An 18,227-nucleotide genomic window follows, 5' to 3' on the forward strand; every position below is an offset into this window, starting at 1 on the left:
AGATCAGCGGCGGTAGACAGCCTTAGGAACACATCAGCATTGTGTTCCCGTTACCACGCGGCGTTAGCTGGAGACGCTAATCCAAGCACTGAAATCCCTTTTCTCCCTTCAATTTACCGTCGAAGCTTGCGGTTTCTGTACAACCCGCCTGCCGAGAGACGGCTCCAATCAGGTAATCAGAAAAATCTGCTTTGCCCTGTTTATATCGCTGAAGGGCTTGGTCAAGGGTTGAACGGCTTTCAAACTCAAAGGCAGCGCTGTGGAGCATTGCCTCTAGAATATCGACTACTTCAGTTTTCTGAAAGCGATATTTGGCACCTCTAAGCACCCAAACCAGTTCGCACAAAACGATGTTGGCAATAAAGCAGGGTTGGTTTTGCTGAATGACTTCAGAGGCTTGCTGCCATTGCGGCTCGTGGTCACGGGTAAGGTAGCGCACCAAGATATTGGTATCAAGCCCAATCATTAGCGCCCTCAGAAATGGCAGCATCCATGTCATCTTGGGTAGCAGGGGAGGTGTTAGGCCGATGGAGGACACCTGACAAGGATTCTATGGCAACGGTGAGGGGAAAGATTTTGACCTGACCGCTTTCGTCAATGACGAACTCGACTCGACTGCCGCTGACAAGTTTGAGATGCTGCCGGATTTCGTCAGGCAGAGTGATCTGCCCAGTGTCGGTGACAGTGGTGCTGAACATAGCGAAAAGAGGGGGGTTTACTGCTATTTTAGTGGAGCTTTAGTCAAGCCAGTCGGATGAGCAAGAGCGTTGACGATGCTCATGATGTAGAGGGGCGATTAAGTGAATAATGCTAGTCCCTCACGACTTTGCCTCGGATGCGGCGGTAGATTTTTTCGGCTTCGACCCAGACAAACAGCAAGGTGCTAAAGCCAAAGCAGATTAGCAGTTCGAAGGAACTGAGCAGGTGGGTGCCAAAGAAATTTCGCAGCGGCTCTACGTAGATCAGCATGAGTTGAAGTACGCAGGTGAGAAGCACGGCCCCCAGCACAAAGGGGTTTGACCAGGGCGACATTTCTATAGTGAGGCGACTGCCAGAGCGCACAGCGATCGCGTGGCCCATCTGAGCCAGACAGAGGGTAGTAAACACCATCGTCTTCCAGCGATCGGGGTCGCCGCCCTGCTGAGCGTGCTGATAGGCCCACACCATCATCGACACCGAGATAATGGCAAACACCACGCCGATGCGCAGCATATAGGCGCCTAACCCACGGGCAAAAATGCCCTCTTGGGGGTCGTGGGGCGGCTGCTCCATCACATCGGGTTCGGCTGGTTCTACCGCCAGGGCCAGCGCTGGGAAACCGTCGGTGACCAGGTTCATCCACAAAATCTGCAGCGGGCTTAGGGGCACATCCAAGATCGGCAGCAGCAGCGGCGAGAGGGCAATGGTGAGCAGTTCGCCAATGTTAGAGCCGAGAATGTATTTCACAAACCGGCGAATGTTGGTGTAGACCACCCGACCCTCTTCGGTGGCGGCGACGATGGTGGCAAAGTTGTCGTCGAGCAGCACCATGTCACTGGCCTCTTTGCTCACGTCGGTGCCGGTAATGCCCATAGCAATGCCAATCTCGGCCTGTTTGAGGGCTGGGGCATCGTTGACACCGTCGCCGGTCATAGCGACGATCTGGTGGTCTTTTTGCAGGGCTTTAACAATACGCAGCTTGTGCTCGGGCGACACTCGGGCATAGATGTTCACCTCTTTGACTACGGCCTCTAGCTCGGCCTGGCTCATGGCCTCTAGCTCAGCGCCGCTGAGAGAGCGGGCATCGGCATCGGCAATGCCCAAGTCTTGGGCGATCGCCATGGCGGTCAGCTGGTGGTCGCCAGTAATCATCATGGGGCGAATGCCAGCGGCCCGACAGCGCTGCACCGCCACCCGCACCTCGGGCCGCAGGGCGTCGATCATGCCCACCAGGCCCAGCCACACTAGATCTCGCTCGGCCAGATCGGGGTCGCCCTCATCGGGCACGGTGGTGATGGAGCGATAGGCAAAGCCCAGTACCCGCAACCCTTGGGCAGCCATAGTGGCACTGTCGGCTAGAATGCGCGATCGCGTCTCCTGATCCAGCTCAAACTGCTCTGTTCCCTTCAGGCCGCTGGTGCAGCATTCAAGCAGCATTTCCGGCGATCCCTTGGCCAGCATGAGGTAGGGGGCGTTAGAGAGGTCTTTGGACAGTGCCAGATCGGCGGCGAGGGCATTTACGCCGCTAAACACCACGCTCATGCGCTTGCGCTCTGATGAGAAGGGAAACTCTACGACCCGCTGCAATTCGTGGCCTAGACGGTGGCGATCGAGGCCGCTTTTAGCCGCCATCACCACCAGGGCTCCCTCGGTGGGGTCGCCCATGATCGCCCAATCGCCCCCCTCTTTTTGCAGCACAGAATCGTTGCATAGCAGACCATCTACCAGCAGCAGACCAACGTCAGTTACCTGGCGAGGGTCCAAGGGCTGCCCTTCGCTGACAAACTCACCCTCAGGGGCGTAACCCTCCCCAGTAATTTGCAGCGATTGGGAAAGGGAGCGCACTCGCTGCACCACCATTTTGTTTTGAGTTAGGGTGCCGGTTTTGTCAGAGCAAATCGTGGTAACCGAGCCCAGGGTTTCCACCGCAGGCAGGCGACGAATGAGGGCCTGGCGGCGCACCATGCGCTGGGTGCCAATGGCTAGGGTGACGGTAATCACCGCCGGCAGGCCTTCGGGCACCACCGCCACCGCCATACTCAGAGCCACCTCTAGCAGACGTTCAAAGGCTCCCCAACCGCCAAAAAACACGCCAGCAACCACTACGATTGCCACCAGGGTCAGCGACCCACTAACCAGCACGTTGCCCAACTGGGTCATGCGCTGCTGTAACGGAGTGGGTTCGGTTTCGACCCCTTGCAGCATGGCAGCAATGCGGCCCAGCTCGGTTTTCATGCCAGTGCCGGTCACCAGTACGCGACCTCGGCCCTGCGCGACCTCCGTGCCCTGAAACACCAGGTTCTTGCGATCGGCTAGGCTTGTATCAACCGCTAGGGTGCGAGTGGCCTGTTTGTTGACCCCTTGGGCTTCGCCGGTCAGAGCGGACTCGCGCAGCTGAAGATTGCTAGCCTCTAGCAAGCGACCGTCGGCAGCCACCTGGTCACCGGCTTCGAGCAACATAATGTCGCCGGGCACCAGATCTTGAGAGGGCACCTCTTGCAGACGTCCGTCGCGCTGCACCCGCACGCTGGGCGACGCCATTTGCTTCAGGGCAGCTAGGGCTTTCTCAGCTCGGCTCTCTTGCAGATAGCCCAGCACGCCATTAAGAATAACGATCGCAAAAATCGCGATCGCATCCTTGGGAAATTCTTGATTTCTAAAGGACAGCACCCCCGATACCACCGCCACCGCAATCAGCATCAGCAGCATGATGTTGGTGAACTGGTCGAGCAAGATGCGCCAGGCGGGGCGGCCGCCGACTTCTTCTAGCTCGTTGGGGCCGTACTGGCTGCGGCGATCGAGCACAGCTTGAGCCGTGAGGCCGATGTTGTCATTGCTGTCTAACTGACTGAGGGCCTCCTCAATGCCAACCGAATGCCAGGCGGTCGTAGAATTTGGAGAGGAGTCATTCATGCAACGCTACCAGCTACCGTTGGATCTATGGCTCTAAATCTATGGCTCTAATGGTATAGCCTTGGCCGGAGCTACGAAACTGAGCACAAAGATTAATCTTTGGAGCGATTTTGGCACATGACGTTGGGGTTAATCACGGGCCAATGCAACCTGTTCACATTAATCTGAGGAGAGTTCTAAGGAGATCGCTGCTGCTGCTGCTGCCTCTGCTGCTGAGCGGCTGCCTGCGCTACGACCTCACCCTGCGCTTTGACCACCAGAGCCACGGTCAGATTTCGCAGACGATTGATCTAAGCGATCGCGGTGCAGCCTTAGCCCAGCCCACCCTCGAACCCTGGCTAGATGATCTGAAGGTGCGATCGCGCCCCCTCGGCGGCCAGCTCAGCCAAAACTCGCAGACCGTTACCCTCACTGTGCCTTTTGGTACCGCTGCCGACCTGGGCGATCGCTTTCAGCAGCTCTTTGCTAGTGCCGCCGACCCAGATATTGAATCCATCCCTGCCGAAGAACCGTCCCCCCCAGACCGTCCCACCTACCTACAACTGCCCGGCTGGGAGCCTGTCCCTTTTACCCTAGCCATCGACCAAACCAACTGGCTGCTGGCCAGCCGCACCCACCTCACCTACACCCTCGACCTAAGCCAGCTACCCCCCAACCAGGATGATTCGGCTGATTTGGCCCCTTGGGCTGACCTGCACTTTCGGCTGCAAGTGCTCTGGGGCCTATCCCAACTGGCTCCTACTGCCACCCCTCCTACCCAGCAAGACGCCACCGGAGCCACTTGGCAGCTTGAGCCAGGCCAGATCAACTCCATTGATGCCACCTTTTGGCTGCCCAACGCGATCGCCCTCGGCACCCTCGGCATAACAGCCCTAGTGCTCGCTGGCTATGGCCTCCGCTACCGCATCTTCAAGCCCAAGTTCCCCGCCTCCTAAGCAAGCCCTCACCCTTTTCCCTTCGACTTATAAAGCCGCTACGTCAACAGAACCTAAACTCCCTCACCTTCCCCATCTTCCTCATCTCTTGACTTTACTCGCCTCTCATTTCCTAAAAACCTTTACCCAAAAACAGAGCTTGCCTGGTTAAATAGACCTAGCGATTTTGACTAGCGATGGGAGGCCCAGAGCCATGAGGCAGATAAATTTCGTCGTTATCTTTGTGATTGCCCTAGCCCTGGTGCTATTTGGCATTGAGAACACTGAGCGGGTACTAATTCACATTGCCCCTGGCCTGGATGTAGAAGCCCCGCTGTGCGTCGAGCTAATTATGGCCATGGGCATCGGCGCGGTGTTTGCCTGGGTGTTTAGCGTTTGGGCGCAGGTGCAGGGCTACATGTCCTTCGGCAAGCAGGTGCAGCAGCGCGAAATTCGCATTCAGGAACTGGAGCAGGATGTGCAGCGCTACCAGGTCAAGCTCGAAGAACAGAGCCTGCTGCTGCCCGCTGCTCAAGTCGAAGATGGGGAAGCGGTCGCTTAGGTACGGCTAGCGGAACCGGAGGTGCGAGCCAGATTGCATTGACCTCAGTTGTTATGATTTAGCTGATGTTGCGCTAGAGAAAGCGTCATGATGTCTGGCGACGATGACCCTACTCAGACTACTCAGCGCTCATCACTCAGGTGGGCCTCGCGGTTTGCTGGGGGTGCTGCCCTAGGCGCTGTGCTAGTTGCACTGCCGCTCTCCTACGGCTCTCCATTCAGCTTTGATCCAATGCAGATCGCCAAGGCCGGTTTCGTGATCCTCGGGTGTGGGGCAACGGCGATGATCTGGGGACAAGCGCTAATCAATGCGGTGATGGAGTCGTTAGGTAAAACGGGCCTTTGAGCTATCATGGGCCGATAGCCGCGTCATGGCGGCTTAGACAGCGGGGGCTGTCTAGCGATCTCTAAGCTTTTGCACCGCCCGATCTATGTCATCGTCCCTGGCTCAAACTGCGATCGCATTTCTCATCGACCTGGCCGATCAGGGCGAAATCGACCCGTGGGATGTCAAGGTGATCGACGTGATCGATCGCTTTTTGTCGCTGCTCAAGAGCCAGGCCGAAGCCTTGGCCAGCCAAGGCCGCACCCCCTACGAAGCCAATCTATCTGAGTCGGGTCAAGGGTTTCTCTACGCCTCCATGCTGGTGCTGCTCAAGGCCGACACCATGGTGCGAGCCGAAGCCGAAGCCGAGGCCGAAGCCAACCCCGAAGAGGTCTGGGAAGAGGAAATTCCTGACCTCATACCCCTACCCCGCAACCTGGAGCGGCACCTGCACCGCCGCGCCGTCGCCCCCATTCCTCAGCGGCGGCAGGTCACGCTCCACGAGCTAATTCAGCAACTCGAGACCATGGCCACGGTGATGGCCGACCACACCCCGCGCCTGCGAGCGCGACGCGCTCGACCCCAGCCCCAGCGCCAGGCAGTACGGGCGATCGCTCAGCTAGCCCACCAGGAAAACCTCTCTGAAATTGCCGCTGCCCTAGAAGCCTTTCTCGATCAGTACTGGGACGAGCTAGGCGAAGACACCCTGTGGATCGACTTTGAACTGCTGCTGGAGCACTGGCCCCAGTTTAAGCCCGCCGATCTCGAAGACGCCCACGACTTTGACACGCCCCACGCCGCCGCCGTCCACGAAAAGGTGGGCGTGTTTTGGGGGCTGCTGTTTCTCTCAGCCCAGTCGAAGGTAGAGCTGGGTCAAAATCAGTTCTACGGCGATTTACGGGTCAGAAATCTTAATCGCGCCCCTCTTACCGCAGCAGAGGCCGAACTGCCGGCCTTTATTCTGCCTGACTAAGACGAAGAAGCAGTGACGAAGATCACCGTTTCTAAGAATGCCGGGCTATTTTAAAGGAAAGTGTAAGAACTCGTTGAAGGTTAATGGGTTACCAGTGCTCTGGTTTGGGGCGCTGTTAGCATGACCAAGTGCAATTGCCCTAGGTTGACGTTATTTCGAGCTTTTTCTAGGTAAACGGCTATAGCCCTAACTAGAAAAACTGCTCTACAGATCATACCCCCATAAATTTTAAGGATCCTATTCATATGAAAGCCATGATCTTGGCTGCCGGTAAAGGCACCCGTGTACGGCCCATCACCTACACTATTCCCAAGCCCATGATTCCGATCATGCAGAAACCGGTGATGGAGTTCTTGCTCGAACTGCTGCGCCAGCACGGGTTTGACCAGATTATGGTGAACGTTAGTCACCTAGCCAACGAAATTGAGGGCTACTTTCGCGACGGACAGCGCTTTGGGGTTGAGCTGGCCTACTCCTTTGAGGGCCGCATCGAAGAAAATGGCGAACTGGTGGGCGACGCCATCGGTTCCGCCGGAGGGATGCGCAAGATTCAAGACTTTTCGCCCTTCTTTGACGACACCTTTGTGGTGCTCTGCGGCGATGCGTTGATCAACCTCGACCTCACTGAGGCCGTGCGTCGCCACCGCGAGAAGGGTTCCATCGCCACCATTATTACCAAGACCGTGCCCCTCAAGCAGGTGCCCAGCTATGGGGTCGTGGTCACCGATGCCGAAGGGCGGGTCAAGTCATTCCAGGAAAAACCCTCCGTCGAAGAGGCGCTCAGCACCGAGATCAACACCGGCATCTATATCTTTGAGCCTGAGGTGTTTGACTACATTCCCTCGGGCGTGTCGTTTGATATTGGCGGCGACCTGCTGCCTAAGCTGGTGGCCAACAACGCCCCCTTCTACGGCATTCCCATGGAGTTTGAGTGGGTCGACATCGGTAAAGTACCCGACTACTGGCGCGCAATTCAAGACGTGCTCACCGGCGTGGTCAATCTGGTGGATATCCCCGGTCAGGAGATTCGCCCCGGCGTCCATGTGGGTCTCAACGTGAAGGCCAACTGGGACAAAGTCAATATCGAAGGGCCGGTCTACATCGGCGGCATGACCCACATCGAAGACGGAGCCACCATCATCGGCCCCAGCGCCATTGGCAACAACTGCTCGATCTGCAGCGGGGCGATCGTCGACAAGAGCGTGATCTTCGAATATTCGCGCATTGGCCCTGGGGTGCGCCTGGTAGATAAGCTGGTGTTTGGCCGCTACTGCGTGGATAAGACCGGCGCCTCGATCGACATGAAGGCCGCTGCCCTCGACTGGTTGATTACCGATACCCGTCAGGAGTTTCCACTGGTGCCGCCTGTGGAGCACCGGGCGATCGCCGAGTTGCTAGAGCAGCATATTTAGAGCGATCAACTCGACGTCTAAGCAAATATCCTTCGCCCCAGAGTTAAATTAACTTTGGGGCTTTGTTTTGGTTAATCTCTATCCTCAGATAGTGGCGGAGAGCCCGGAAAACTGTGGTTTTTGATACAACTACTTCAGAGGCTTTTACCAATTCTTAGAAGATGGTGTAAAAGCTAAGGGCAGCTGTTCACGAACCGAGATAATCTCACAGGCGATTCGGTTCGTAACCGGAGCTGTAAGTCCAACACTTTTATTGTTTGCCCCTGTACCGGAGAAAGTTCCACAATGAGCGATCGCAACCGTTCTTTTCGCCTATCGCGACGGCAGGTGATGCGGGGGCTGCTAGCCTCCTCCGCCTTTGGGCTGACGGCCAAACTGAGCACCGGCTGCGCCCAGTCGCCCAGCACCGAGGGCAGTGCGGCCACCGATGGTTCTGCCCCAGAAGAAATGGTCGTGGGCTTTATCTACGTCGGGCCTAAGGATGACTTTGGCTACAACCAGGCCCACGCCCAAGGGGCCGCTGCCATGGTCGCCAACGTGCCCGGCATTCGCCTGGTAGAAGAAGCCAGTGTGCCGGAAACCACAGCGGTGGCCGAAGCCATGCGCAGCATGATCGAGATCGACGGGGCCAAGGCGCTGTTCCCCACCTCCTTTGGCTACTTCGATCCCCACATTCTCGCCATGGCAGAAGAGTTTCCCGACGTGCAGTTTTTCCACGCCGGGGGGCTCTACCAGGAGGGTGTGCACCCCAAAAATATCTGTAGCTACTTTGGCTACATTGACGAAGCCCAGTACGTCGCTGGGGTAGTGGCGGCCCAAATGAGCCCAGCGGGCAAGCTGGGGTTTGTGGCGGCTAAGCCCATTCCGCAGCTGCTGCGCAACGTCAACAGCTTTACCCTGGGGGCCAGGTCGGTGAACCCAGATGCCACCACCCAGGTGATCTTCACCGGCGACTGGTCAGTGCCGGTGAAAGAGGCCGAAGCCACCAACAGCATGGCCGACCAGGGCATTGAAGTGATCACCTGCCACGTCGACAGCCCCAAGGTGGTGATGGAGACCGCCGAACGGCGCGGGGTGATGACCTCAGGCTACCACGCTGACCAGAGCCCCCTGGCTCCCAAGGGCTACCTCACCGGGGCCGAATGGGACTGGTCCAGCATTTACACTGCCCTCGGCAAAGACTTCATGGCGGGCAAAACCCTCATGACCGACGGCATTCCCCACATTTTGCGGGGTGGGCTAGCCGATAACTTCTGCAAGCTATCGGCCTACGGTCCTGCCGTCAGCGACGAGGCCAAGGCCGCCGGTGATGCCGCCATCGCCGGTATCAAATCTGGCGAGATCGTGATTTACCAGGGGCCACTTAAGACCAACACCGGGGACGAAATTTTGCCCGCCGACCAGCAGCTCAAAACCGACAATGTCGAGCTTGAGAAAATGGACTACTTTGTCGAGGGTGTCATTGGGTCCATCAGCTAGGACATCACTATGGCGTCTACAACAACCTGGCGGCGATCTTTAGAATCGGTGGCGCTGCCCTTCGGGGCAGTGCTGTCTGCCCTGGTGATCTTTGGGGGGTTTTGCGCTCTGGCTGGAGCCAACCCTTTGGCCGTGTACGCCTCTATCTATCGGGCCGCCTTTGGCAGCTGGAGCGCCTGGCAAAATACTCTGCTGCGGGCCTCACCGCTAATGCTTACGGCCCTGTGCACGGCCCTACCGGCTCGGCTGGGGCTAGTGATTATTGGCAACGAGGGGGCTCTGGTGATCGGGGGGCTGGCAGCGGTGCTGGTGGGGCTGGCCATGGGATCGAGTCTATCCGGCAGCCTCGTACTGCTGGCTATGGCCCTGGGCAGCTTGGTAGCCGGCGGCCTATGGATTACGGTGGCAGGAGCCTTGCGCCACTACCGGGGGGTGAACGAAACCATCAGCAGCTTGCTGCTGAACTACGTTGCGATCGCCCTAATGAACCACCTTGTTCAAGGCCCCCTGCGCGACCCCGCCTTTGTCAGCAAGCCCTCCAGCTTTGAGATTGCTCCAACAGCTTGGCTGGGCAACCTACCCGATACCCGGGTTCACTGGGGGTTGGTTTACGGTCTGGTGGCCTCGGCCCTGGCATACATTTTGATGCAGCGCACCACCTTTGGCTTTGCCGCCCGCACCGCCGGGGGCAACGTGCGCGCTGCCCGCATTGCTGGGCTGCCGGTGGGCAAGCTCACCCTAGCGGTGTGCTTCCTGGCAGGTTCCTGCGCTGGGCTGGCGGGCATGGTCGAGGTCGCCGCTGTGCAAAAGCGGCTGAACGAGTCGATTGTCTCAAACTATGGCTATGCCGGCATTTTGGTAGCCTTTGTGGCCCGCCACAACCCGCTGGCGACAGTGCTGGTGTCGGTGCTGCTGGGGGGCATTTTGGCCAGCGGCGGCATTTTGCAGCGATCGCACAACCTGCCCGACGCCACCGTGATGGTTTTTCAAGGCATCGTCTTTCTCTGTGTGCTCTACAGCGAATCGCTCTACGGGCGCTTTAAGGTGTTTCAGGAGCGGGAGGTCCAGGCTGAAGGTGCGGCTGTGGCTGGGTAGTAAGTGGATGGGTGGCGGGTAGGCGGGTGGATGGGTTGGGTACTCAGCACCTACGGAATGCTCAGCGGAAAGCTTACCGATATCCGGGCCTGAATTATCAACACGTGAGGGGGAGCAATGGCGACGGAAGCACTGGGCTGGTGGGGCGTACCCCTGGGCATCTTGGCCGGTACTTTGCGGGGCAGTGTGCCCTTTCTGCTGGTCAGTTTGGGTGAGTGCCTGACGGAGAAAAGCGGCAAAATCAACCTTGGCCTAGAGGGTACCCTGCTGATGGGAGCGATGAGCGCCTACGCCGTCTCCTACCTAAGTTCGGGCATTGTTGGCCCTACCCTAGCGCCTTGGCTAGGAGTGCTGACGGCGGGGGTAGCGGGCATGGGGTTGGGGGCAATCCACGGGTGGCTGGCGCAGCAGCCCCGGGTCAACGATGTGGCGGTGGGCATCGCCATGATTATCTTTGGCGGCGGACTGGCCAACTTTTTGGGCAAGCCTTTCATTCAGCCCCAGGCTCCCCAGTTGCCCACGCTGGCGGCTGGTGGCTGGAGCAGCCTATCCCAGGTGCAGTCGGCGCTGCAAATTAGCCCGCTGTTTTTGCTGGGGGTGGCGATCGTGCCGTTAATGAGCTGGTTTTTCAAATCAACCCGCTGGGGTCTCTACGTGCGGGCCGTAGGCGACAGCCCCGATGCCGCCTTGGCCATGGGCATTTCGATCTTCTGGGTGCGCATGGCCAGCATTGTGGCGGGTAGCTTCTTGGCGGGAATTGGCGGGGCCAGCCTGTCGCTGTTTTACCCTGGCGTATGGACCGAGCGCATTTCCAGTGGGCAGGGGTTGATGGCGGTGGCCCTGGTTATTTTTGCGCGGTGGCAGCCGTGGCAGTGTCTATGGGCCTCACTGCTGTTTGGCGGAGCCCAGGCCCTAGGACCTGCGTTTCAGTCAGTGGGCATTGACTCGTACTATTACCTGTTTAACGCCGCCCCATACATTCTGACCCTGCTGATCATGATTGTCACCTGCTCACCTAAGCGCACCCTGACGGGCGCTCCGGGGTCTTTGGGGCAGAGCGATTAGCGGCCTGCCTTCTCATCTGAGGACCAAAGTATTCGCAGGATCACTGCAGTGGGATAATGAAAACCGGCGACCCTGAGGTGTTTGTCTTCCAACCCTGGCCGCCCTTGTACCTAGTTTGAGATATTCCCATGACCCAAGCTGAGCAGCTCATTCGGATGGCAGAAGACGAGCTGACAGAGTACAGCACTGACGCCCGCAAGATTGAGAAACTGCGCCGCAAGTTTAGCTTTGCTGTGCCCTATCCCCAGCAGCAGGCCGTGCGGGAGGAAGTGGCAGCAAGCATTCCCAACAACTTTGTCGCAAAGCTGATTGAAGAAAACCGCCAGACGGTAGCCCTGCCCTTTTGGGGCATTGGCGGGTTGGGACTGCTGCTAGGTATTTCAGGCCAGCAACCCCTGGATTTCATTGCTACGGGCATTGGGTTTTACGTAGCCTTTCAAGTGCAGAAGCTGGGCTGGGACTTGCAAGCCAAGCGTCTGGTGCTGCAAACTCTCGATGAGATCGATGCCAGCGTGAAGAATCCAGAGCCGGGGAAGGCCTCTTAGGAGTTTTTCTGACTAGAAGCTGCCACAAAAGAGGTGCGGGGCCTGCACTCTTGAGAAGAAGCAAACAATGCAGATGTTTTCGCTCGCGGAATGGTCTTTGAGGCGATCGCCCAAGGAAACTATTGCCCCAAGTTCTGAGCCTGATGCGTTACGCTGGCGCGGTAGCGCATTCTGCACAACTCTAAAACCTACCTCGATAGCGATCCCCTGCTTTACGGCTGGGGCTGTTGCTAAGTGATATTGACAATCGGTATTTATTTTTCTCTGCTATGGCTGCACCGCTCGCAAACCAAACCGTTTTGATTACCGGCGCTAGCAGCGGCATTGGGGCCGCCTGCGCTCGCCAGCTTGCCGCCGCTGGAGCGAGGCTAATTTTGGTTGCCCGTCGCCAGGCACCCCTAGAGGCGCTGGCGGCAGAACTTCAGCAACAGCACTCCACTGAAGTACTGACGGTGGTGTTAGATGTGCGCCAGTCGGGAGCCGTCGGTGAAGCGATCGCAAACTTGCCTGATCCCTGGCAGGCGATCGACATTTTGATCAACAACGCTGGGCTCAGTCGGGGGCTCGACAAACAGTACGAAGCGCCCCTAGAAGACTGGGAAGCCATGATCGACACCAACGTCAAAGGATTGCTCTACGTGACGCGGGCTGTGGTGCCGGGCATGGTGGCGCGCGGGCACGGCCACGTAGTGAATGTGGGCTCGATCGCTGGGCGGCAGACCTACCCCGGCGGCAGCGTCTACTGCGCCACCAAGGCCGCCGTTAGATCCCTATCAGAGGGGCTGAAGCTCGACCTATTGGGCACCCCGGTGCGGGTCACTAACATTGACCCAGGCTTAGTCGAAACCGAGTTCAGCCTGGTGCGCTTTGATGGCGATCGCGATCGCGCCCAGGGCGTTTACCAGGGTATGACTCCCCTGACCGGCGACGATGTGGCCGACGTCATTGTGTTTGCCGTCACTCGCCCAGCCCACGTCAACATCAGCGATGTCATGCTGATGCCGACCGCCCAGGCCTCTGTATTTCACACCCATCGGCAAGCTGAGTAGTTCCCATTAGGTTGTTTTTTTGAGTTGGCCGCAAACACCTGAGCAGTCGATCACCGCTATACAATGGGCGATGGCACAATCATCCCTTCACTCGCAATACCGACTATGACCCTTTCCGTTGGCAACCCCGCTCCCGACTTTAGCCTGCCCGATGCTACCGGCAAGACCTATAGCCTGGCCGACCTCAAGGGTCAGCGAGTGGTGCTGTACTTTTATCCCCGCGACAACACCCCCGGCTGCACCAAAGAAGCTTGTGGGTTCCGCGATCGCTACGCCGACTACCAGGGCAAGGATGCCATCGTGCTGGGGGTGAGTACCGACGATGCCAAGTCCCACAACAAGTTTATCGACAAGTTCAGCCTGCCCTTTCCGCTGCTGGTGGATGAGGGCGGCGAAGTGGCCAGCCGCTATGGCGTTTATGGCCTGAAAAAGTTCATGGGTAAAGAATATATGGGTATTACCCGCAGCACCTTTATCATCGGCCCCGACGGCAATCTGGAGAAAGTCTATCTCAAGGTCAAAGCCGAAACCCATGCCGACGAGGTGCTGGCCGACTTGGAAACCCTTTAGCCCATGGCTTACTTCGCCCATATTTTACGCACCCTGCTGGGGTTGCTGCTACGCCGCCCCATTCTCGGCACCTGCGTCATTCCGCTGCTAGCCAATGGCAATATTGTGCTGGTGCGCCGCCGTGACAACGGGCTGTGGAGCCTGCCCGGCGGCATTGTTGACTGGGGTGAAGATGTGATCACCTCTGCCGCCCGCGAGCTCAAAGAAGAAGCTGGGCTCCAGACCGTGGGACTAGAGCGTTTGGTGGGGGTATACTCCCAGCCGGGACGCGATCCCCGGTTTCATTCGGTGTGCGTGACGGTGGCGGTGCGGGTGACGGGCAAGCCTTATCCTGCTGATCCCCGTGAAATTTTAGAAGCCTCCGCCTTTAACCCCGACGAACTGCCCTGGGATCGCCTCTCCCACGACCACCGTCAGCATTTGCAAGATTTCTTTAAGGGAGAAACGGTTTTAGCCTAAGCTTTTGGGTAAGTTTGTTGGGTCTGACGGACTGGGCACTGCCCTCCGGTTACCCTAGTGCCATCTACCCACCGAGACCCTATGCCGTTACCCGCCGAGATTCCGATTCGCACTGGCCGCATGAAGCTCCCCAGCGGCAACGTGTTTTGGCATGAGGGCGGTAAATCTCAGGCAGAAACGGTGATTTTCCTGCATGGGTCTTGGCAGGACAGCACCCAGTGGCTACCGGCCATGCAGTGCTTGGCTCCTCAATACCACTGCCTAGCTCCCGATTTGCTGGGTTTTGGCGAGTCGTGGCGAGAGGGAAAAGCTTACTCGGTAGCCTTTCAGGTGGAAGCATTGCACAGCTGGCTGAGCGCTCTGCGCATTCATCGCTTTCGGTTAGTGGGCCATTCTCTAGGAGCCTGGGTAGCAGGCCAGTATGCTCTCACCTACTCCGACCAGGTGCAGAGCCTAACGGTGCTGGCCCCCGAAGGAGTGAACGATCGCGCTTTACGAGGCCGCTGGCAGCGCGATCGCTGGCTGGTTGCCCCCTGGTCGCCCCTGTCTTTGGTGCTGCCCTGGCTGGGTAATGCCGCCTGGGTCAAAGCACTGCGCGATCGCCGCCGCTGTCTGCGCCAGTCTCCTGCCGCCTGCAAGACGCTGTTTCAGCGTCGCACTGCCGCTATCAATGGTGAACTGCTACACCAGGGGCTAGAACAACTTTGGCTGCCGACCTTGGTGCTAGAGGCTGCCGCCGCTGACTCCGTGACCCACCAGCTCACCCATGCTTGGCTGCGCCTACTGCCCGATCCGCAGTACCGCGAACTCACCGCCGTCGATACGCCCTTAGGCGTCGATGAGCAGGAGTTTGCGGCAGCGATCGATCAGCTCAAGCTCCCCGATTTACCCTTTCAGGTGCGTAAGGTACCCCCCGCCCCGCCCCGGTCGACAGTGCCTTAGCTCTCCACGGGGCTAGTGGCCAACGTCGCCATCAGCAGTTGAGACAGTTCTTCGGCCCGATTGAGCACCATGAGATGGCCGCCACCGGGCACAACCACATCGGCACTGCGGTAGCCAAAGGGAAAGATGCGATCGCTGCTGCCGTGAATGTGGACTAGATGCTCAGGCACCACCTGATTGCGCCAACCCACCACCTGATTGATAGCCCACTTGAGAAAACAGGGGTCAGTATCGACCAACACCTGCTTGAACAGGGAGCAGTCATCGCGGTTGTTGAGGCCAAATAGCCAGTTTAAAAGCCCGTGTACCACCCACAGCAACTGCTTAAAGGGCACCACCAGCTGCACCGGCAGCCAGCGAAACACCTTGTAGTAGGCCGGAATCTGCGCCCCCGTAGTCGCGCTAGAAATCACAATCACCTGCTGCGGGCGGCAGAGCTTCGCCATTTCAATCGCCATCAACCCACCAAAGGAAAGCCCCACAAAAATAGGGTTTTCTACCGTGACCTGGGTCAGCAACCGCTGGGCATACTGCTCGATGGACTCGTGGCGCTCGGGGCGCTGCCATAAAATATGCACCGGGCGATAGCCCTCTAGCTGCAAGCGCTGAAACACTCGCCAGTCGGCACCGAGACCGCTGATGAAGTAGATTTCGCGCTCGGCGATCGCAACGTTGCCCTCAGTTGCGATCGCCGGATCTTCAGTCTTGCCCTTAGAAGGGGATGTGGCGGTGCCAACCATACTTGCCTTAGCTCTTGAGCAACTCGATCTCGCGACGAATTGCCGCCAACTCTAGGGTCAGTGCCTCTAGGTCGCTCTGCACACCGGTGTCGACTACGGGGCTGGCCACGGTGGTAATCGTGGTCTCACCGGCGGCCGGACCAGAGCTGCCAAAGGGGTTAGGCATTTGGCTGAGCAACCCATCCACAAACTGCCGGGCCTCGCGCTCGGTGATCTCGCCTTTAACCTCTAGCTCTTCGGTGAGACGGTTGACATCGCCGCCCAGGGCAGAAAATTTTTGGTTCGAAGTTTCGGGATCCTGTATGGCCTCAATTAACGATGCGGTGGCCCCGAGAGTAACGCGAATTCCCTTCTGCAGGGTTTGAGACAGGTCATCAGGGTTCATAGCTTGCTGCCTTAAAAACTTCAAATCAAGCGCTTGAGGGTCAAAGCGGACCGCGCCAAGCGCAACCAGTACCGCTTTGGCGGCCTTTGGCGCTCATATTCTATCGCGCCCCTCCCGTCAGATGTAGCATCTCAGGCTACTATCCCACCTGAGGTAGAGGGAGGCGATCTATGGCCCCCTTAGCCCAGGTAGGTGATGACGTCGTCGTAAATCTGCGACAGCTCGGCCTCAGTAGTGACGCGAATGCGATCGTCCCGCAGGGTCAATAGCACCTTAGCCGCAAAGGGGCTAGGCCAAATATTAGGATTGCAAAACACCTCCAGAAACACCTCACCGCTGTGGCGATACTCCATCGGCGACTGGGGAGTCCGACGACCGGTCTCTCCACCTTGGGCAGCGGCGCTTTTCAGCGTGGTCATCAGCTCGTCTAGGGAGGCCTTGAGAGACTGGGCCGCTTCGACCGAAAAGGTAAAGCGAACAGATCCCTGGGGTAGGTTGAGGGTGAGGGGGGCGCTCATGGGTGCAGTACTCGTTGCGATCGGTAAATAAATATGGCCGTCGATTTGGCTTTGCCCCTGAGGCCAAAAACGCTTCATTCAGTGGAAGTTAGTCCAGCCAAACGGCAAGGCCACCCCATTGTGTCACCTGGCGGCCAGAGTTGGGCACCCAAAGCGGCGATCGCCCCCACTCCATCACCCCTTTCGCCCAGCATCGCCCTGGGTCTCTATCGTCAAACATAACGATAAGTTACGTTATATATCCTGCTGTGGCACAACGCTGGTTTGTATATAGCCACCTAGAGCGAGAGTTAAATCCCAAAGAAAACCCTAAAGCTTTGCCAAATCAAGGGTTGACCTCTCTAAAGTGGTAAGCAACGACCCAGGTACGAGGACTAAAGTGTGTATTTAGTTCTGTAATCCTCCACCTGAGTGTTTACTCCTACAGGTCTTCGACCGGAGCAGCTTGGGAGCAACACCCAAAACCGCCGTCCGAAGCCCGCCCCCAGATCGCATTGCTCACCGCTGGAGATGGCATGGCCGCAAATTTCCCCTCACTTTTATCTCCGGCTACAGCCCGTGAAGCGCTGTGGCCCAACGCTAACGCTGCCCCCACCCCGGTCGATCGCATTCGTCGACTGGTCTGGAAGATTGCCGTGGCCACCCTCGCCCTGATGGCCGTAGGCAGCGCCACTCGAGTGATGAATGCAGGTTTGGCCTGCCCCGACTGGCCCCTGTGCTACGGCCAATTGGTGCCCCAGCAGCAGATGAACCTCCAGGTATTTTTAGAGTGGTTCCACCGGCTCGATGCCGCCCTAATTGGTCTCAGCACCCTGTGGCTGGTTGCTCTCAGCCTATGGTATCGGCGGCAGGTACCCGGCTGGCTGCCCTGGGCAGCGGTGGGCGCACTAGCGCTCATTGGCATGCAGGGAGCGCTCGGAGGCCTGACGGTAACCCAGCTGCTGCGCTTCGACATTGTCACCGCCCACCTAGGTACGGCGCTGCTATTCTTTAGCGCCATGCTCGTCATTGCCTGCTGTCTGCTGCCCTATCGCAGCACTGGCACGGTGGGCCGTCTGCCCTGGCTGGGCTTAGCAACGCTGGCCGTGGTGTATACCCAATGTTTGTTGGGGGGCTTGGTGGGGTCACGCTGGGCCGCTCACCAGTGCCTGGGGCTCAAGGAGCTGTGCCAGGTGATGAATAGCCATCTGCTAGGCATTTTGCCCACCACTGCTATGGTGCTGGCGCTCACCTGGACGGTGTGGCGGACCCCTGCGCTTACCTATCCCCTGCGGCGATTGGGCAGCTTGGTTAGCATGCTGCTGGTGCTTCAACTCGTCATGGGAATTGCTACTTTTCGGCTCCGGCTGCAGATCGAACCTTTGACCGTAGCCCACCACACCCTGGGGGCAGCGCTGGTCGGCACCCTGGTGTGCTTCACCGTGCTGGCCTGGCGCGATCGCCTCGACCCTATCCCCAGTGAGCCTCGCTTCGGCGCTGACGATACACTGCTAGCCTCTACGCCTTCTGCTGTCGAGGCATAACAGCGCTTTCTATTACAAGAGTTTTCATCCACTCCTCTAGGCGTATTTAGCTGTCAACTA

At 58.2% G+C, this 18,227-nt stretch carries 21 protein-coding genes; 14 read left to right on the forward strand and 7 right to left on the reverse strand.

Translation table 11 applies throughout. The features are described from left to right. Positions 1 to 76: 76 nt before the first annotated feature. The 3 genes from NC979_RS18135 to NC979_RS18145 form a co-directional block, all read right to left on the reverse strand. Positions 77 to 466: a type II toxin-antitoxin system VapC family toxin gene (locus NC979_RS18135; protein WP_190519489.1), complete on the reverse strand. Its 390-nt coding sequence runs from the start codon at positions 464 to 466 to the stop codon at positions 77 to 79. Further along, the gene (locus tag NC979_RS18140; RefSeq protein WP_190519491.1) at positions 453 to 698 is read right to left on the reverse strand and encodes an AbrB/MazE/SpoVT family DNA-binding domain-containing protein; all 246 of its coding nucleotides are present in this window, start codon (positions 696 to 698) and stop codon (positions 453 to 455) included. Before NC979_RS18140 ends, NC979_RS18135 begins: the two co-directional genes overlap by 14 nt. 112 nt (positions 699 to 810) lie before the next feature. Further along, positions 811 to 3,612 carry a cation-translocating P-type ATPase gene (locus tag NC979_RS18145; RefSeq protein ID WP_190519493.1) on the reverse strand — a complete coding sequence of 934 codons (2,802 nt, stop codon included), beginning with the start codon at positions 3,610 to 3,612 and terminating at the stop codon, positions 811 to 813. A 143-nt stretch (positions 3,613 to 3,755) separates the two neighbouring features. Between NC979_RS18145 and NC979_RS18150 the strand changes: the two genes are divergently transcribed. The 13 genes from NC979_RS18150 to NC979_RS18210 all read left to right on the forward strand — a co-directional run bounded on the left by NC979_RS18150 (position 3,756) and on the right by NC979_RS18210 (position 15,001). Beyond that, the gene (locus tag NC979_RS18150) at positions 3,756 to 4,547 is read left to right on the forward strand and encodes a DUF3153 domain-containing protein (protein WP_190519495.1); all 792 of its coding nucleotides are present in this window, start codon (positions 3,756 to 3,758) and stop codon (positions 4,545 to 4,547) included. Positions 4,548 to 4,740: 193 nt separating this feature from the next. Continuing rightward, positions 4,741 to 5,088 (forward strand): lipopolysaccharide assembly protein LapA domain-containing protein, encoded by a 348-nt coding sequence (locus NC979_RS18155; protein ID WP_190519497.1) that lies wholly within the window; start codon positions 4,741 to 4,743, stop codon positions 5,086 to 5,088. Between the two features lie 87 nt (positions 5,089 to 5,175). Further along, positions 5,176 to 5,433 carry a hypothetical protein gene (locus tag NC979_RS18160; RefSeq protein WP_190519499.1) on the forward strand — a complete coding sequence of 86 codons (258 nt, stop codon included), beginning with the start codon at positions 5,176 to 5,178 and terminating at the stop codon, positions 5,431 to 5,433. Positions 5,434 to 5,518: 85 nt separating this feature from the next. Continuing rightward, positions 5,519 to 6,385: a segregation/condensation protein A gene (locus NC979_RS18165; RefSeq protein ID WP_190519501.1), complete on the forward strand. Its 867-nt coding sequence runs from the start codon at positions 5,519 to 5,521 to the stop codon at positions 6,383 to 6,385. A gap of 245 nt (positions 6,386 to 6,630) precedes the next feature. Continuing rightward, entirely contained in the window at positions 6,631 to 7,797 is a 1,167-nt protein-coding gene (locus NC979_RS18170) for a nucleotidyltransferase family protein (RefSeq protein WP_190519504.1), read from the forward strand. Between the two features lie 285 nt (positions 7,798 to 8,082). Further along, positions 8,083 to 9,276 carry a BMP family ABC transporter substrate-binding protein gene (locus NC979_RS18175; protein WP_190519506.1) on the forward strand — a complete coding sequence of 398 codons (1,194 nt, stop codon included), beginning with the start codon at positions 8,083 to 8,085 and terminating at the stop codon, positions 9,274 to 9,276. 9 nt (positions 9,277 to 9,285) lie between these two features. Further along, positions 9,286 to 10,371 carry an ABC transporter permease gene (locus tag NC979_RS18180; protein ID WP_190519508.1) on the forward strand — a complete coding sequence of 362 codons (1,086 nt, stop codon included), beginning with the start codon at positions 9,286 to 9,288 and terminating at the stop codon, positions 10,369 to 10,371. 117 nt (positions 10,372 to 10,488) lie between these two features. Further along, the gene (locus tag NC979_RS18185; RefSeq protein WP_190519510.1) at positions 10,489 to 11,436 is read left to right on the forward strand and encodes an ABC transporter permease; all 948 of its coding nucleotides are present in this window, start codon (positions 10,489 to 10,491) and stop codon (positions 11,434 to 11,436) included. Positions 11,437 to 11,564: 128 nt separating this feature from the next. Beyond that, entirely contained in the window at positions 11,565 to 11,981 is a 417-nt protein-coding gene (locus NC979_RS18190; protein ID WP_190519513.1) for a hypothetical protein, read from the forward strand. Between the two features lie 269 nt (positions 11,982 to 12,250). Continuing rightward, complete coding sequence (locus NC979_RS18195; protein ID WP_190519515.1) at positions 12,251 to 13,030, forward strand: SDR family oxidoreductase; 780 nt, start codon at positions 12,251 to 12,253, stop codon at positions 13,028 to 13,030. 105 nt (positions 13,031 to 13,135) lie between these two features. After that, on the forward strand, positions 13,136 to 13,600 hold the full coding sequence (gene bcp, locus NC979_RS18200; RefSeq protein WP_190519517.1) for a thioredoxin-dependent thiol peroxidase: 465 nt from the start codon (positions 13,136 to 13,138) through the stop codon (positions 13,598 to 13,600). Between the two features lie 3 nt (positions 13,601 to 13,603). Further along, positions 13,604 to 14,059 (forward strand): NUDIX domain-containing protein, encoded by a 456-nt coding sequence (locus NC979_RS18205; RefSeq protein ID WP_190519520.1) that lies wholly within the window; start codon positions 13,604 to 13,606, stop codon positions 14,057 to 14,059. An 81-nt stretch (positions 14,060 to 14,140) separates the two neighbouring features. Next, entirely contained in the window at positions 14,141 to 15,001 is an 861-nt protein-coding gene (locus NC979_RS18210; protein ID WP_190519522.1) for an alpha/beta fold hydrolase, read from the forward strand. On the opposite strand, the gene NC979_RS18215 is transcribed toward NC979_RS18210, so the two are convergent. The 4 genes from NC979_RS18215 to NC979_RS18230 form a co-directional block, all read right to left on the reverse strand. Next, positions 14,998 to 15,741, reverse strand: a complete 744-nt coding sequence (locus NC979_RS18215; RefSeq protein WP_190519524.1) for an alpha/beta fold hydrolase — start codon at positions 15,739 to 15,741, stop codon at positions 14,998 to 15,000. The two genes, NC979_RS18210 and NC979_RS18215, sit on opposite strands and share 4 nt — an antisense overlap. Positions 15,742 to 15,748: 7 nt before the next feature. Beyond that, positions 15,749 to 16,126, reverse strand: a complete 378-nt coding sequence (locus NC979_RS18220; protein ID WP_190519527.1) for a hypothetical protein — start codon at positions 16,124 to 16,126, stop codon at positions 15,749 to 15,751. Between the two features lie 179 nt (positions 16,127 to 16,305). Beyond that, complete coding sequence (locus tag NC979_RS18225; protein WP_190519529.1) at positions 16,306 to 16,644, reverse strand: hypothetical protein; 339 nt, start codon at positions 16,642 to 16,644, stop codon at positions 16,306 to 16,308. Positions 16,645 to 16,732: 88 nt separating this feature from the next. Beyond that, positions 16,733 to 16,864, reverse strand: coding sequence for a hypothetical protein (locus NC979_RS18230; RefSeq protein ID WP_255524819.1), 132 nt, complete (start codon positions 16,862 to 16,864; stop codon positions 16,733 to 16,735). Positions 16,865 to 17,159: 295 nt separating this feature from the next. Between NC979_RS18230 and NC979_RS18235 the strand changes: the two genes are divergently transcribed. Continuing rightward, complete coding sequence (locus tag NC979_RS18235; protein WP_190519531.1) at positions 17,160 to 18,167, forward strand: COX15/CtaA family protein; 1,008 nt, start codon at positions 17,160 to 17,162, stop codon at positions 18,165 to 18,167. Positions 18,168 to 18,227: the final 60 nt, after the last annotated feature.

The sequence above is a fragment of the Leptolyngbya subtilissima AS-A7 genome (genome assembly GCF_039962255.1).
GTDB lineage: Bacteria > Cyanobacteriota > Cyanobacteriia > Phormidesmidales > Phormidesmidaceae > Nodosilinea.

Excerpts from the sequence above, each read along its gene's own strand:
- NC979_RS18215 (WP_190519524.1), bottom strand. The coding sequence starts at position 15,741 with ATGGTTGGCACCGCCACATCCCCTTCTAAGGGCAAGACTGAAGATCCG.
- NC979_RS18230 (WP_255524819.1), bottom strand. The coding sequence starts at position 16,864 with ATGTTTGACGATAGAGACCCAGGGCGATGCTGGGCGAAAGGGGTGATG.
- NC979_RS18205 (WP_190519520.1), top strand. The coding sequence starts at position 13,604 with ATGGCTTACTTCGCCCATATTTTACGCACCCTGCTGGGGTTGCTGCTA.
- NC979_RS18235 (WP_190519531.1), top strand. The coding sequence starts at position 17,160 with ATGGCCGCAAATTTCCCCTCACTTTTATCTCCGGCTACAGCCCGTGAA.
- NC979_RS18140 (WP_190519491.1), bottom strand. The coding sequence starts at position 698 with ATGTTCAGCACCACTGTCACCGACACTGGGCAGATCACTCTGCCTGAC.
- NC979_RS18150 (WP_190519495.1), top strand. The coding sequence starts at position 3,756 with ATGCAACCTGTTCACATTAATCTGAGGAGAGTTCTAAGGAGATCGCTG.
- NC979_RS18225 (WP_190519529.1), bottom strand. The coding sequence starts at position 16,644 with ATGAGCGCCCCCCTCACCCTCAACCTACCCCAGGGATCTGTTCGCTTT.
- NC979_RS18135 (WP_190519489.1), bottom strand. The coding sequence starts at position 466 with ATGATTGGGCTTGATACCAATATCTTGGTGCGCTACCTTACCCGTGAC.
- NC979_RS18185 (WP_190519510.1), top strand. The coding sequence starts at position 10,489 with ATGGCGACGGAAGCACTGGGCTGGTGGGGCGTACCCCTGGGCATCTTG.
- NC979_RS18160 (WP_190519499.1), top strand. The coding sequence starts at position 5,176 with ATGATGTCTGGCGACGATGACCCTACTCAGACTACTCAGCGCTCATCA.
- NC979_RS18180 (WP_190519508.1), top strand. The coding sequence starts at position 9,286 with ATGGCGTCTACAACAACCTGGCGGCGATCTTTAGAATCGGTGGCGCTG.
- bcp (WP_190519517.1), top strand. The coding sequence starts at position 13,136 with ATGACCCTTTCCGTTGGCAACCCCGCTCCCGACTTTAGCCTGCCCGAT.
- NC979_RS18145 (WP_190519493.1), bottom strand. The coding sequence starts at position 3,612 with ATGAATGACTCCTCTCCAAATTCTACGACCGCCTGGCATTCGGTTGGC.
- NC979_RS18220 (WP_190519527.1), bottom strand. The coding sequence starts at position 16,126 with ATGAACCCTGATGACCTGTCTCAAACCCTGCAGAAGGGAATTCGCGTT.
- NC979_RS18155 (WP_190519497.1), top strand. The coding sequence starts at position 4,741 with ATGAGGCAGATAAATTTCGTCGTTATCTTTGTGATTGCCCTAGCCCTG.
- NC979_RS18175 (WP_190519506.1), top strand. The coding sequence starts at position 8,083 with ATGAGCGATCGCAACCGTTCTTTTCGCCTATCGCGACGGCAGGTGATG.
- NC979_RS18195 (WP_190519515.1), top strand. The coding sequence starts at position 12,251 with ATGGCTGCACCGCTCGCAAACCAAACCGTTTTGATTACCGGCGCTAGC.
- NC979_RS18190 (WP_190519513.1), top strand. The coding sequence starts at position 11,565 with ATGACCCAAGCTGAGCAGCTCATTCGGATGGCAGAAGACGAGCTGACA.
- NC979_RS18170 (WP_190519504.1), top strand. The coding sequence starts at position 6,631 with ATGAAAGCCATGATCTTGGCTGCCGGTAAAGGCACCCGTGTACGGCCC.
- NC979_RS18165 (WP_190519501.1), top strand. The coding sequence starts at position 5,519 with ATGTCATCGTCCCTGGCTCAAACTGCGATCGCATTTCTCATCGACCTG.
- NC979_RS18210 (WP_190519522.1), top strand. The coding sequence starts at position 14,141 with ATGCCGTTACCCGCCGAGATTCCGATTCGCACTGGCCGCATGAAGCTC.